The following is a 14,016-nucleotide window of genomic DNA, read 5'->3' on the forward strand; positions in this document are numbered from 1 at the left end:
GCCCACGTCTGGGCCGCAGGCACCAGCCCCGAGACCGTCAGTCCGTAAAGCAGACGTGAAAGAATCAGCCCCGCCAGTCCCCAGACGGTATCCAGCCTCCCGGCCGCCATCGCCCAGACCACCAGCGCCATCACAACAAAACTGGCCAGATAGCCGCTCAGCGAGGCCAGCATCACGGCCTTACATCCCCGCCGCTCGCTCTGGCGCCCCCACCAGGGCGAGGCCGGTAAAAAGAGCATGGATCCGAACATCAACAGCCCGGCCCAGACCGAGAGCGACAGCCCGGTCAGGGTCACCAACTGCGGGAGCATCACCAGCAGGCCGTTTTGCCCGATACCTAATAAACCCGCACATAACGCCAGGGGCCAGTTGGCTTTTGAGGTGACGTTTTCGGTCAATACTTCAGAGTCTGTGCGCATGAGAATGTGAACATAGTGTCAATAAATGTGTGGAAATTATGAAGTTTATGAAAACAAATATTGCAAAAATGGTTGCGACTGTAAACAGAATGAATATCATAACGAGAATTATTATCAATCACGGAATGAGGTACATCTATGCGTGCTCTGCCCCGCTCTGCCGGTACAGACGTTGCAGCCCAGTGTTTTTTGAACGCCCTGTTGCGCGAAACGAAGGACTGGCGCTATCTCCCCGCTACCGATGCGGATGCGTTACCGAACATTCATATCCCGCTGTCCCAAACCCAGGCGCTTCGGGTTCCGGTACGCTATTTCTCTCCCACCCAGCATCATCAGTACCGTTTCCCGGCCACGCTTATTCAGAGCAACAGCGACGAGGGTGACGCTGTCACATTCGCTCAACTTGTTGATTTAATTCTTGAAAAGCCGTCAGTAAAAGGATCGCTGGATGCCGATACGCTGGGGCGTTTTAAGCAGCGCGTTCTCGAAAGCCATGCGCACACCTGGCAGGCGATCGATCTGCGCCACGGCTGGGCAAACCTGCGCGATAAGCCGCTGACGTTTGCCGAAGCGGAACAGGCGCTGCTGGTCGGCCATGCGTTTCACCCGGCGCCGAAGTCGCACGAGCCGTTCAACGAAACCGAGGCGCGTCGCTATCTGCCCGATTTCGCCTCGCGTTTCCCGCTGCGCTGGTTTGCCGTTGAGAGCACGCTCGTTGCCGGCGACAGCCTGAACGTCTCCCTGCGCGAGCGTCTGCTGCGCTTCGCGGCCCAGAGCGCGCCTGAGCTGCTCGGCCACTTCACCGACACCCGCTGGCTGCTGCCGATGCACCCGTGGCAGGCCGACTATCTGCTGGAGCAGGAGTGGTGCCAGCGTCTGGCGGAAATCGGTTCATTGCAGGACCTGGGTGAAGCGGGCGCACAGTGGCTGCCCACCAGCTCCTCCCGCTCGCTGTACAGCGAAACCAACAGCGACATGATTAAGTTCTCCCTCAGCGTGCGCCTGACCAACTCCGTGCGCACGCTGTCGGTCAAAGAAGTTAAGCGCGGAATGCGCCTGGCGCGCCTGGCGAAAACGGAACGCTGGCAAGATTTACAGGCACGCTACCCGACCATGCGCGTGATGCAGGAGGACGGCTGGGCCGGGCTGCGTGACGAAAGGGGCGTTATTCAGGAAGAGAGCCTGATGGCCCTGCGCGTTAATCTGCTGTTCGATACGCCAGAGACCCAGACCAACGTGCTGGTAAGCCTGACCCAGGCCGCGCCGGACGGCGGCGACAGCCTGCTGGCCGCGGCGGTGCGCCGTCTCAGCCAGCGTCTCAATTTACCGCTCGCCCAGGCAGCCCGCTGCTGGCTGGACGCCTACTGCGACCGCGTATTACTTCCGCTGTTCAGCGCCGAGGCGGACTACGGTCTGGTCCTGCTGGCGCACCAGCAAAATATCCTCGTTGAGATGCAGCAGGATTTCCCCGTCGGGCTTATCTACCGCGACTGCCAGGGCAGCGCGTGGACCGAAGGGGCCGACGCGTGGCTGAAAGAGACGGGCGAAACGGAGGTGGAAAACCGCTTCGGTGAGAGCCAGCTGCTGCGCTACTTCCCTTATTACCTGCTGCTGAACTCTACCCTTGCCGTCACCGCCGCCCTTGCCGCCGCCGGTTTTGACAGCGAGGAGAGCCTGATGTCCCGCGTGCGCGACGCGCTGGCCGAACTGCGCAGCACGGCGAAGCAGACCCGCTGCCTCGACTACGTTCTCGACAGCCCGACCTGGAACTGCAAAGGCAACTTCTTCTGCTACCTGCACGATCGCAATGAAAACACCATCGTCGATCCGGCGGTGATCTATTTCGACTTTAGCAACCCGTTTTACAAGGAGAAGGCGTAATGACCATCGCGAATATCGTCCATTCCGGCTACGGCTTTCGCTGCACCGCAACGGATCGCGCGCTGCCGCTGACGTTGGGTCTCGACGGCAGCGCGGTGCTTGAGCGTCCGAATGGGATCCCGGACGGCTGGCTGGTCGAAGCACTCGATCAGCTGTTTGTTGCCGCCCCCGCGCTGACCGGCATTACCCTGCCCTGGGCGACCTGGCAGGATGAACCCCAGGCGCAGGCGCTATTTAGCCTGGCCCACGGCGACTATCTGGCACGCGAAACCTTCTGGCAGCTGCCGCTGTGGCTGAAAGGCGAACGGCCGCAGGCCAGCGGCGGTATGCAGTTTGATGAGAGCCGTCAGCTGTACTTCCCGCTGCGCCCTCACCGCCCGCAGGGCGAAGTGTACCGTCGCTACGATCCGCAAATTAAGCGCACCCTCAGCTTCCGCGTGGCCGACGTGGCGCTGGACGGCGAACGCTTCACCCAATGGATGAACAACCCGCGCGTGAACGCCTTCTGGGAGATGGCGGGCCCGCAGGCCGAGCAGGAAAACTACCTGCGCCGTCAGCTTGACTCGACGTACTGCTACCCGGTGATCGGCTGCTTCGACGGCCAGCCGTTCGGCTATTTTGAGCTCTACTGGGCGGCGGAAGACCGCATTGGCCGCCACTACCGCTGGCAGCCGTTTGACCGCGGGCTGCACATGCTGGTGGGCGAAGAGAACTGGCGCGGCGCGCAGTACATCCGCAGCTGGCTGTGCGGCCTGAGCCACTATCTGTATCTCGATGAACCGCGCACCGCGCGCATCGTGGCCGAGCCGCGCTTCGACAACCAGCGTCTGTTCCGCCATCTGGCCTCCGCCGGTTTTGAGACGATGAAAGAGTTCGACTTCCCGCACAAGCGCTCGCGCCTGATCATGAGCCAGCGTCACCGCTTCTTCAGCGAGGTGGGCCTGTGAACGCGCTCTGGCAGAAAGTGAACCGCGAGATGGTGGCGAAGATCCTCGCTGAGCTGGAGTACGAACGCACCCTGCGCGCTGAACCGGTTTCGTCGGGAGTCTGGCGCATCGCCATGGGCAACGAGTCCTGGCAGTTTCGCGCCACGCGCGGGATCTGGGGCTGGCTGCATATCGACCCGGACAGCCTGATCGCCGCCAGCGGCGAGGCCGTGGAAGCGGAAAGCGCACTCCTGCAGCTGGCGACGGTGCTGGAGATGAGCGACGCGCAAACGGCAGAGCATATGGAAGATCTCTACGCCACGCTGCGCGGCGACATGCAGCTGCTGCAGGCCCGTGAAGCGATGGACGCGGACGCGCTGATCCAGCTCGACCCGGACGAATTACAGTGTCTGATGAGCGGTCACCCGAAATTTATTTTCAACAAAGGCCGCCGCGGCTGGGGCCTGGACGCGCTGCGTCAGTACGCGCCTGAGTATCGCGGACGTTTTCGTCTGCACTGGGTTGCCGTTCAGCGGGAGCATCTGGTCTGGAGCAGCGACGCCGATTGCGACATTCACACTCTGCTGGCGAGCGCCATGGACAACGCCGAGCGCGCCCGCTTTGACGCCCGCTGGCAGGCGCTGGGTCTCAACGAAGGCTGGCTGCCGGTGCCGCTGCACCCGTGGCAGTGGCAGCAGAAGATTGCCGTTCATTTCCTGGCCCAGCTGGCGCGCGGAGAGATGGTTGAGCTGGGCGAATTTGGCGACGAGTATCTGGCGCAGCAGTCCCTGCGCACGCTCACCAACGCCAGCCGTCGCGCGCCGTATGACATCAAGCTTCCGCTGACCATCTACAACACCTCCTGCTATCGCGGCATTCCGGGCAAATATATTGCCGCCGGGCCGCTGGCCTCGCGCTGGCTGCAGCAGCAGTTCGCTACCGACGCCACGCTTGCCCGCTCCGGTGCTCAGGTGCTTGGCGAACCCGCCGCCGGTTATCTGTCGCATCCGGGCTATGCGGCTCTGCCGAAAGCGCCCTACCGCTATCAGGAGATGCTGGGGGTGATCTGGCGCGAGAACCCGTCCTGTTATTTAGAAGACGGTGAACAGGCGGTGCTGATGGCCGCGCTGATGGAGACCGATAACGCCGGGCGCCCGCTGATCGACGCGTGGATTAAACGCTCGGGGCTAAGCGCCGACGCGTGGCTGGAAAAGCTGTTTGAGGCAACGGTGATCCCGTTCTATCACCTGCTCTGCCGCTACGGCGTGGCGCTGATCGCCCACGGCCAGAACGTGACGCTGGTGATGAAGGATTACGTCCCGCAGCGCATCCTGCTGAAGGACTTCCAGGGCGATATGCGCCTGGTAGATGAGGATTTCCCGCAGGCCCAGAGCCTGCCGGAGCAGGTGAAGGCCGTCACGGCGCGCCTGAACGCGGATTACATTATTCACGACCTGCAAACCGGTAATTTTGTGACGGTGCTGCGCTTTATCTCGCGCCTCACTCTGCAATGCGGCGTGAGCGAAACGCGCTTCTACCAGCTTCTGGCCGAAGTTTTACGGGAGTATATGGCGGCGCACCCGGATCTGGCAGAACGCTTCGCGAAGTTCGACCTCTTCAAGCCGCAGATTATTCGCGTGATCCTCAACCCGGTCAAACTGACCTTCTCCGAACACGACGGCGGCAGCCGCATGCTGCCTAACTACGTCACCGACCTTGATAACCCTCTTTTTCTCGCCTCCCGGGAGTCAGCGCAATGAAAACCTATGATTTCATCGGCATTGGTATTGGCCCGTTTAACCTTAGCATCGCCGCTCTGGCCGAAGAGCTGGACGGCTTTAGCTCGCTGTTCCTTGAGCGTAAACCGCACTTCTCCTGGCACCCGGGAATGATGGTGCCGGACTGCCACATGCAGACCAGCTTCCTGAAGGATCTGGTCAGCGCCGTGGAGCCCACCAATCGCCACAGCTTCCTGAACTACCTGGTGCAGCGCAAAAAGTTCTACCGCTTCCTGACCACCGAGCAGCGCACCGTCTCCCGCGAGGAGTTTGCGGACTACCTGTGCTGGGCGGCGGAAAACCTCACCAATCTGTCCTTCAGCCAGCAGGTGCAGCAGGTGAGCTTTGATGAGAAAAGCGGCCTGTTTGAGGTAGTGACCCAGCGCGACCGCTTCCTGGCGCGCCACGTCTGCGTGGGGATTGGCAAACAGATCAACCTGCCTGACTGCGTTACAACGCAGGACGATACCTGCTTCCACGCCAGCGAGATGATGCTGCGCACGCCGGATCTTGCGGGCAAGCGCGTCACCGTCGTCGGCGGCGGCCAGAGCGGGGCCGACCTGTTTTTGAATATCTTCCGCGGCGAATGGGGCCAGCCGCTGAGCCTGAACTGGGTATCGCGCCGCAATAACTATAACGCGCTGGATGAAGCCGCCTTTGCCAACGAGTATTTCACGCCGGAGTACGTGGACAGCTTCTCCACCCTCGGCGATGAGGCCCGTCGTCAGATGCTGCACGAGCAGAAGATGACGTCCGACGGGATCACCACCGAATCCCTGCTGGCGATTTATCGCGCCATGTACCACCGCTTCGAAGTGCTGCGTGAAAAACCCTGGGCACACCTGATGCCGTCCCGCTCGGTGACGGCGCTGACGCGCCAGGAAAACAGCCATCGCCTGAGCATTCAGCATCACCTCGACGGCGGCCGCGAGCAGCTGGAGAGCGACGTGGTGATTTTCGCCACCGGCTACCGCGCCGTGCAGCCCGCGTTCCTCGCGCCGCTGTCTCACCGCCTGCATCTGGATACGGACGAAGCCTTCTGCATTAACAACGATTTCACCCTCGAATGGGACGGTCCGCAGAGCAACCGCCTGTTCGCCGTGAATGCCGGGATGCACCGTCTCGGCATTGCCGAACCCCAGCTCAGCCTGATGGCCTGGCGCGCGGCGCGAATTCTTAATCGCGCACATGCCGACGAGCCGTTTGAGCTGGCTACTACACCCGGCGTTATCCACTGGCGCAGCACCACCAGCCCGGAGAACAGCCCGGTTTTTAAATCGTTAGCAAAAACCACCGAGTACTGACACACACAATCAGGATCAACATAACAATGAAACGTTCTCATCTTTGGGTTTTAAATCCTTGCTTGCTTGCAATGCTTTCTACCTCTGCGTGGGCGGAAGAACAAAAGGAAGAAAATATCGTGGTCTCCGCCAGCCGCGCGCACCGCAGCGTGGCGGAGATGGCGCAGACCACCTGGGTCATTGAACGGGCTGAAATTGAACAGCAGGTTCAGGGCGGGAAAGAGATTAAAGAGGTGCTGGCGCAGCTGATCCCGGGCATGGACGTCAGCAGCCAGGGCCGTACCAACTACGGTATGAACCTGCGCGGCCGTTCCATGATGGTGATGGTGGACGGCGTTCGCCTGAACTCGTCCCGCAGCGACAGCCGCCAGCTGGACTCTATCGATCCGTTCAACATTGACCGTATCGAAGTGATCTCCGGCGCCACGTCACTCTACGGCGGCGGCAGCACCGGCGGCCTGGTGAACATCGTCACCAAAAAGGGCCAGCCGGATACCGAAGTTGAGTTCCAGACCGGGACAAAGAGCGGGTTTAACAGCCACAACGATCACGATGAGAACGTGTCGGCCGCCGTAAGCGGCGGTAATGACAACGCCTCAGGTCGCCTGTCGGTGTCGTATCAGCGCTACGGCGGCTGGTATGACGGCAAAGGCAACGAGGTGATTATTGATAACACCCAGACCGGCCTCCAGTATTCCGACCGTATTGATGTGATGGGAACAGGCACCATCAACATTGACGATAGCCAGCAGCTGCAGCTGACGACGCAGTACTACAAGAGCGAGTCCGACGGCAAGCATGGGCTGTATCTCGGGAAGAACTTCTCGGCGGTAACGGGCGATGCGACCGCGTACAACAAAGGTAATCTCGATTCTGACCGCGTACCGGGCACCGAGCGCCATCTGATTAACCTGCAGTACTCCAATACCGACTTCTGGGGCCAGGATCTGGTCGCGCAGATTTACTATCGCGACGAGAGCCTGACCTATTATCCGTTCCCGACCCTGACCAAAGGCGTGGTGAGCAGCATCGGCGCGTCCCAGCAGAAAACCGATTTTTACGGCGGCAAGCTGACGCTGAACAGCAAGCCGGTGGACGATTTGACGCTGACCTGGGGTGTGGATGCCGACCACGAAACCTTCGATGCCAACCAGCAGTTCTTCAACCTGAGCAAGGCCGCGGCGAGCGGCGGCATGAAGCTGGACAACGCTTACAACGTGGGCCGTTATCCGGGCTACAGCATCACTAACCTCGCCCCGTTCCTGCAGGCCAGCTACGACATTGACGCCATTACCCTGAGCGGCGGCGTGCGTTATCAGTACACCGAAAACAAGGTGGACGACTTTGTCGGTTACACCCAGCAGCAGGCCATCGCCACCGGGAAAGCCACCTCCGCCGACGCGGTGCCGGGCGGGAAAACCGATTACAACAACTTCCTGTTTAACGCCGGGATCCTCGGTCGCCTGACCGAACAGCAGCAGCTGTGGTTTAACTTCTCCCAGGGCTTCGAAATTCCGGACCTGGCGAAGTACTACGGCTCCGGTACCTATCAGCTCAGCAACGGTCACTATCGCCTGCTGAACAGCGTCAACGTGAACGACTCGACGCTGGACGGTATAAAGGTCAACGCTTACGAGCTGGGCTGGCGTTATACCGGCGATAACCTGCGCACGCAGGTCGCGGCGTATTACTCGCTCTCGGATAAAACCATCACCATCAACAAGACGGATATGACCATCAACCTGGAAGACGACAAGCGTCGTATCTACGGGGTGGAAGGTCAGGTGGACTATTTCTTCACCGACAGCGACTGGAGCACCGGTGCGAACTTTAACGCCATCAAGTCTGAAACGCGCGAAAACGGCAAATGGGAGAAGCTGACGGTTGACAGCGCCAGCCCGTCAAAAGCCAGCGCCTGGGTCAACTGGGCGCCGGGCGACTGGACCCTGCGCGTGCAGAGCACGCAGACCTTTGACGTCTCTGACTCCGACGGCAAGAAGATCGATGGCTATAACACGGTCGACTTCCTGGGCAGCTACGCCCTGCCGGTGGGTAAGGTCAGCTTCAGCGTGGAAAACCTGCTGGACAAAGACTACACCACCGCCTGGGGCCAGCGCGCACCGGGGCTGTATAGCCCAACCTACGGTGCACCGGGCCTGTATACCTATAAAGGCCGCGGACGTACGTTTGGTCTGAACTACTCCGTACTGTTCTGATCCTGAGCGCCGCCTGCGGGCGGCGCATTTTGCTGTGTAATTTCAACACGAATTTGCTATAAAATCAGCGATTTGCTGAAAATGTCGGCAAACGAAAGAAAAGTGCGTTTTCACCCTTTGACAAGGCGTACCGAGGTCGCTACTATGCGCCTCGTTCACACGATTCCTCTGTAGTTCAGTCGGTAGAACGGCGGACTGTTAATCCGTATGTCACTGGTTCGAGTCCAGTCAGAGGAGCCAGATTTAAAGAAGCCTGCTTACGAGCAGGCTTTTTGCTTTTCAGCATTCAGAGATCATCAGCACCGGGTTGCCCCGGCACCATGCATTAACCTGCCTGGATGCGCAGCGGCGCAGTGGCGGCAATCAGCCAGATGCTGCGACAGAGTGGCGTTGAGATAACGCATCACAAACTTTGCTTTTCCTTTGCCAGCAGGGAGCGAGGTGAGACGCCAAAGGCTTTGCGGAAGGCGTGGCTGAAATGAGAGAAATCAGAGAAACCGAAATCCAGTGCCACCTGTGACACACTTTTTACCTTTCCGCGTTCGATAGCCTCGCGGCTCGCCCGCAGTCTCTCCTGCCAAATCACTGCCATCGGCGTTTTTTTATGGCGGGCGAAAGCGCGCGTGACGGTACGAACGGAAACGTGGTGAGCCCGTGCCAGACTTTCGATGTTCAAATCAGGCTCGACAAGTTGCCGCCTGATGTAATTCATCATGCGGGCATAGAGATCGCGCTCAGCACTGACGTTGTCAGAATCCTGTAATTCCAGACTCAACACCAGCAGATCCAGCAGCGTCTGGGAGAAACGCCCAGAAATATCCGGGTTGTCCAGATAGCTGGGCATTACCGTCGCCTGGCGCAGCATTTCACGCAGCGGGATCACGCCGGGGCGGCGGTCATCCAGCACCACAGCAGTGAGGTTTTCAATCCCCGGCAAACGCCCACTCAGCAGATGTCGTGGGACCCGCACCAGATGGTTCTCGTGTCCACCCAGACTGAAACGGAAAGTCTGTGCGGCGTCGTAGAGCACCAGACTATTCGCCACCAGCGCCGCCTTGCGTCCACCCTGCTCAAGCTGGCCGTATCCTCCCTGCATATAGCCCAGCCACAGATCATCATCGGGGCCTTGTCTCAGATATCGGGCGGTGCGATCCCAGCGGTGCAAAGGTGCGGACAACGAACAGATATCCACCATTCCCACGCCACGCACCGCAAGCCGGGCGTCAAAGTCGACCCCTGCCATGGGCACGCTGGCGGCCGGAATGCAGTGACGTAACACGACGTCGTTCCAGTATTCGAAGCGTCGTGACTCGGCAACGCCAACGGTCGAATAGTGGGTGCTGCCCGCAGACTGCATGAAGCTATTCATAATTGCTCACCTCGCGACGTGAATCCCGCATAAACAACAGAAACATGTTCAGAGGCAGCAACTATCGTGCCAGCAGGTCGATCCCCCCCTCCCTTTCTTACCTGCATCTTCACTAACTCACTCAAAATACGTCTTGAAACCTGTCGTCTCAGCTCGCCTGCCATCCTGTTGCTGGTGGCGTCGGAAAGCGGAAACGTTACGCCAGGCATGTGCAACTGCACTAAGACGGAGCACCACGCTATGGAACTTTTCAGGGCTTCGCGCCCGTTGTCCCTGCCAGCCAAACGACTGTCCTTATGAAACAAGTTCGCAGCAAATTTCTCCCTAGTATCAATAAGCGAAAAATCTTCCGGCCGCACCCGGTGCCGGACTTAAGCGACAAAAGATAAAAGGGAGAACGTGATGACTTTTAGCGGTACCCGATTTCGCATCAGCCTGGTCGCCTGCACACTCTGGCTGGCAGCCGACCAGGTCCATGCAGTCGATCTTAACTCGCAGGATCTCATTCCGGCTCCTGCCGGTACCAATGCCATTCTGGGGTATTTCACCTACACCACACGAGACAGCTTTACCCCCACAGGTGGCGATGAAATCAAGCAAGGCACCGGACTGGACTCCTTCGTCAGCATCTTTCGTTATGTCCACTACATGGATGTCGGGGGCTTTACCGTCGCGCCGCAGGTGCTGCTGCCGTACGGACGTCTTTATAACGGCTCCCTGAGCGGTATCCACCTCGACTCCGCCAGCGGCCTGGGCGATCCCATTCTGGCCGCCCCGGTCTGGCTGGTGAATAACCCCAGCACTACCTTCGCTATCGTGCCCTACCTGTACGTTCCTGCCGGTTCCTTTGATGCCGGACGCACACTCAACGTTGGTGAGAACCGCTGGAAGTTCGACTTGCAGGTCGGCGGCGTGCAACAGCTGGGTCATGGCTTCGCCACACAGTTATCTGCTGATGCGCTGTGGTATGGCGATAACGACGATGCCACGGGTATCGGTACCGGTCGTCTCAAACAGGATAACACCTACCAATTTCAGGGCTGGCTAAGCTGGACGCCACCGGCTGACAAGACCTGGACCGTCTCCGCCGGTTACGCCAAATCGTGGGGCGGCAAACAGCAGATCGACGGCGTCGATAGCGGACAAGCGACACGTTCGGATCAAGTTCGCCTGGAGTTGTCGAAGTTCGTCACCCCCACGGTGCAAGTTCAGGGCTTGGTCCAGCGCGACGTCAATGTCGATGGCGGTTTTAAAGAAGATCTACACACCACCCTGCGCGTGATGAAGCTGTTCTGATCAGGACAGAGACCACGACCTCCCCGACCATTCACTTGCAACGGAGAAATTCACGATGAACGAACAACAAAAACCCTCTCTCTATGAACGTCTTGGCGGTTATGACGCCGTGTATGCCTTCGCCGGAGAAGTGTTGAAAACCTGTATGAAGCATCCCGACATCGGCCATATCTGGGCGCATATGTCCGAGTCGTCATTCCAGAAAGAGCACATTAACTTCGTTGATTTCTTGTGCAAACACTGGGGTGGCAACACCGTCTATCGGGGACGAGATATGGTTACCGCACATCGCGGTATGGGTCTGACCGAGGTGCACTGGAAGGCCGTATTCGAGTCTATCGACGAGTGTTACGAAAACTTCAACGTACCGCAGGATATTCGCGAAGAAGTCACAGCCTTCCTGGCCCAATTCAAGCCCGCTGTCATCGGCAGTCCTTCGTATCGCGACGTGGTGCTCTCACACCCAGACATGGACGTGACCAAGGGCATGAAAAGTGTCGGTATCCACTGGCCCAAGGCCGATAAGCCGTCTTAACACCTGACAGACACCCACTGAATGCGTGGGTGTCCATTTCAGCCAAACGACTGACCCGGATAACCAGGTCGGGATGGCATTCCGGGCTTATGTTCAGGACAGGTGCATGAGCAAACAAAAGAAAAAGGAAACAGCATGGCTATTCAACGTCCCACTACCGAACAACTACAAGAGCTTGCCAGTCGGCTGTATATCAGCCTGACGCCGGCGCAGGCTGAGGAATATCTGGCGCTGATGCAGGCTAACTTCGATGCCTACGATCTGGTCGACTCCCTGCCTGATGATATCCCTGAGGTCCGCTATCCACGTGCTGCCGGTTATCGTCCGACTGACGAGGAGAATCCGCTCAACGCCTGGTATTACAAAACCGAGGTCAAAGGTGCGGCGACGGGCACACTGGCCGGGCGGACCATTGCCCTTAAAGACAATGTCTCGCTGGCCGGCGTACCGATGATGAACGGTACCTCCACACTCGAAGGTTTTGTACCATCCTACGATGCGACTGTGGCCACTCGCCTGCTGGATGCCGGGGCGACGATTCTGGGCAAGGCCACGTGCGAACACTTCTGCCTCTCCGGCGGCAGCCACACATCTGATCCTGCCCCGGTACATAATCCTCACCGTCATGGCTATGCCGCTGGCGGTTCGTCTTCCGGCAGCGCCGCGCTGGTAGCGGCTGGTGAGGTCGACATGGCGATAGGCTGCGATCAGGGCGGTTCAATCCGTATCCCTTCCGCCTTCTGTGGTACCTACGGCATGAAACCGACCCACGGTCTGGTGCCTTATACCGGCATCATGCCGATTGAGGCGACCCTCGACCACGCCGGTCCCATCACTGCCAGCGTGCGCGACAACGCGCTGATGCTGGAAGCCATCGCCGGCAGTGACGGGCTTGATCCGCGTCAGTATGCGCCTGTTGCAGAGGCTTATACCGCCGCCCTCGGAAAAGGTGTAGGCGGTCTGAAAATCGGCATTCTGACAGAAGGCTTCCAGTTGCCGAATCTGGACCCGCAGGTAGAAGCGAAGGTGCGGGCCGCCATCACCCGCCTGCAGGAACTGGGCGCCATCGTGAGCGAAATTTCTGTGCCGGAACACAATCTGGCGGGCGCGCTTTGGTCGCCAATCGGCTGCGAAGGTCTGACTGCCCAGATGATGCACGGCAACGGCATGGGCTTTAACTGGGAAGGTCAGTACGACGTCAGCCTGCTGGACAAACACGCGCAATGGCGCGACAGCGCGGATGCGCTCTCCCCGTCGCTTAAAGTGTGCATGTTCGTCGGCCAGTATGGGCTGGAACGCTATAACGGCCGCTACTACGCCAGGGCGCAGAATATCGCGCGTCAGGCACGTGCTGGCTACGACCGGGCCCTGAGCGATTTCGATCTGCTGGTGATGCCGACCGTACCTATTGTGGCTCAGCCGATGCCAGATCCTGACTGTTCCATCACCGAATATATCGCGCGCGCTTTCGAGATGATCGGCAACACGGCCCCACAGGATGTCACCGGTCACCCGGCCATGTCTGTCCCCTGCGGCATGGTCGATGGACTCCCCGTGGGCATGATGCTGGTAGGACGGCACTACGCTGAAAGCACGATCTATCAGGCCGCCGCCGCTTTCGAAGCCTGCGGTGACTGGCGGACGTTTTAACCTTTAACTTTCGGGAAACATAACATGAGCCATAAACACGACCACGAACATACCGAACCACCAGCGGACATCGAGTTGCGCGTCCGCGCGCTGGAATCCCTGTTACAGGAAAAAGGCCTGATCGACCCGGCTGCGCTGGATGAGTTGATTGATACCTACGAGCACAAAGTCGGCCCCCGCAACGGTGCACAGGTTGTCGCCAGAGCGTGGATCGACCCGGAATACAAGCGTCGCCTGATGGAAAACGCCACCGCTGCCATTGCGGAACTGGGTTTCTCCGGCATACAGGGCGAAGACATGCTGGTCGTAGAGAACACGCCGGACGTGCACAACGTCACCGTCTGTACGCTCTGTTCCTGCTACCCCTGGCCGGTACTGGGTCTGCCGCCGGTATGGTACAAATCAGCGCCCTATCGTTCGCGTATTGTTATTGACCCGCGCGGCGTTCTCGCCGGGTTCGGGTTACAAATTCCGGAAAGCAAAGAGATTCGCGTCTGGGACAGCAGCGCCGAATTGCGTTATCTGGTACTGCCTGAACGTCCGGCAGGCACCGACGGCTGGAGCGAGGCGCAGTTGAGCGCACTGATCACGCGCGATTCGATGATTGGCACCGGTGTGGTTAGCGCACCCTAATGTGAGGAG

10 protein-coding genes, 1 tRNA gene and 1 pseudogene are annotated in these 14,016 nt (G+C 59.3%); 10 read left to right on the top strand and 2 right to left on the bottom strand.

Annotated features, from left to right (window positions below):
- Window positions 1-419, bottom strand: a pseudogene (locus tag NUX24_RS12955) (MFS transporter); the annotation flags it as partial.
- A gap of 138 nt (window positions 420-557) precedes the next feature.
- Between NUX24_RS12955 and NUX24_RS12960 the strand changes: the two are divergent.
- The 6 genes from NUX24_RS12960 (at window position 558) to NUX24_RS12985 (ending at window position 8,764) form a co-directional block, all read left to right on the top strand.
- Window positions 558-2,300 carry an IucA/IucC family siderophore biosynthesis protein gene (locus NUX24_RS12960; RefSeq protein WP_257832013.1) on the top strand — a complete coding sequence of 581 codons (1,743 nt, stop codon included), beginning with the start codon at window positions 558-560 and terminating at the stop codon, window positions 2,298-2,300.
- The gene (locus NUX24_RS12965) at window positions 2,300-3,247 is read left to right on the top strand and encodes a GNAT family N-acetyltransferase (RefSeq protein WP_257832015.1); all 948 of its coding nucleotides are present in this window, start codon (window positions 2,300-2,302) and stop codon (window positions 3,245-3,247) included. Before NUX24_RS12960 ends, NUX24_RS12965 begins: the two co-directional genes overlap by 1 nt.
- On the top strand, window positions 3,244-4,986 hold the full coding sequence (gene iucC / locus NUX24_RS12970; protein ID WP_308280944.1) for an aerobactin synthase IucC: 1,743 nt from the start codon (window positions 3,244-3,246) through the stop codon (window positions 4,984-4,986). Before NUX24_RS12965 ends, iucC begins: the two co-directional genes overlap by 4 nt.
- Window positions 4,983-6,308: a lysine N(6)-hydroxylase/L-ornithine N(5)-oxygenase family protein gene (locus NUX24_RS12975; protein WP_257832017.1), complete on the top strand. Its 1,326-nt coding sequence runs from the start codon at window positions 4,983-4,985 to the stop codon at window positions 6,306-6,308. Before iucC ends, NUX24_RS12975 begins: the two co-directional genes overlap by 4 nt.
- A 26-nt stretch (window positions 6,309-6,334) precedes the next feature.
- Window positions 6,335-8,524: a TonB-dependent siderophore receptor gene (locus tag NUX24_RS12980; protein ID WP_257832019.1), complete on the top strand. Its 2,190-nt coding sequence runs from the start codon at window positions 6,335-6,337 to the stop codon at window positions 8,522-8,524.
- A 164-nt stretch (window positions 8,525-8,688) separates the two neighbouring features.
- Window positions 8,689-8,764, top strand: a tRNA-Asn gene (locus NUX24_RS12985).
- Between the two features lie 163 nt (window positions 8,765-8,927).
- Here the strand turns inward: NUX24_RS12985 and NUX24_RS12990 are convergent.
- Window positions 8,928-9,893: a helix-turn-helix domain-containing protein gene (locus NUX24_RS12990; protein WP_047652411.1), complete on the bottom strand. Its 966-nt coding sequence runs from the start codon at window positions 9,891-9,893 to the stop codon at window positions 8,928-8,930.
- Between the two features lie 402 nt (window positions 9,894-10,295).
- On the opposite strand from NUX24_RS12990, the gene NUX24_RS12995 reads away from it, so the two are divergent.
- From NUX24_RS12995 to nthA, 4 genes are all read left to right on the top strand, one after another.
- The gene (locus NUX24_RS12995; protein WP_047652413.1) at window positions 10,296-11,189 is read left to right on the top strand and encodes a transporter; all 894 of its coding nucleotides are present in this window, start codon (window positions 10,296-10,298) and stop codon (window positions 11,187-11,189) included.
- A 55-nt stretch (window positions 11,190-11,244) separates the two neighbouring features.
- Complete coding sequence (locus tag NUX24_RS13000) at window positions 11,245-11,724, top strand: group 1 truncated hemoglobin (protein WP_047652414.1); 480 nt, start codon at window positions 11,245-11,247, stop codon at window positions 11,722-11,724.
- Between the two features lie 135 nt (window positions 11,725-11,859).
- Entirely contained in the window at window positions 11,860-13,374 is a 1,515-nt protein-coding gene (locus NUX24_RS13005) for an amidase (protein WP_257832023.1), read from the top strand.
- 24 nt (window positions 13,375-13,398) lie between these two features.
- Entirely contained in the window at window positions 13,399-14,007 is a 609-nt protein-coding gene (gene nthA, locus NUX24_RS13010) for a nitrile hydratase subunit alpha (RefSeq protein WP_257832024.1), read from the top strand.
- The last annotated feature ends 9 nt before the right edge of the window (window positions 14,008-14,016 follow it).

Origin of the sequence: Enterobacter sp. HG048, assembly GCF_024702055.1 — a bacterium.
GTDB classification, from domain to species: Bacteria; Pseudomonadota; Gammaproteobacteria; order Enterobacterales; family Enterobacteriaceae; genus Enterobacter; species Enterobacter dykesii.

Bases quoted from the DNA above. Each gene is read 5' to 3' on its own strand.
- NUX24_RS13000 (WP_047652414.1), top strand. From the start codon at position 11,245: ATGAACGAACAACAAAAACCCTCTCTCTATGAACGTCTTGGCGGTTAT.
- NUX24_RS12960 (WP_257832013.1), top strand. From the start codon at position 558: ATGCGTGCTCTGCCCCGCTCTGCCGGTACAGACGTTGCAGCCCAGTGT.
- NUX24_RS13005 (WP_257832023.1), top strand. From the start codon at position 11,860: ATGGCTATTCAACGTCCCACTACCGAACAACTACAAGAGCTTGCCAGT.
- NUX24_RS12975 (WP_257832017.1), top strand. From the start codon at position 4,983: ATGAAAACCTATGATTTCATCGGCATTGGTATTGGCCCGTTTAACCTT.
- NUX24_RS12980 (WP_257832019.1), top strand. From the start codon at position 6,335: ATGAAACGTTCTCATCTTTGGGTTTTAAATCCTTGCTTGCTTGCAATG.
- NUX24_RS12990 (WP_047652411.1), bottom strand. From the start codon at position 9,893: ATGAATAGCTTCATGCAGTCTGCGGGCAGCACCCACTATTCGACCGTT.
- nthA (WP_257832024.1), top strand. From the start codon at position 13,399: ATGAGCCATAAACACGACCACGAACATACCGAACCACCAGCGGACATC.
- NUX24_RS12995 (WP_047652413.1), top strand. From the start codon at position 10,296: ATGACTTTTAGCGGTACCCGATTTCGCATCAGCCTGGTCGCCTGCACA.
- NUX24_RS12965 (WP_257832015.1), top strand. From the start codon at position 2,300: ATGACCATCGCGAATATCGTCCATTCCGGCTACGGCTTTCGCTGCACC.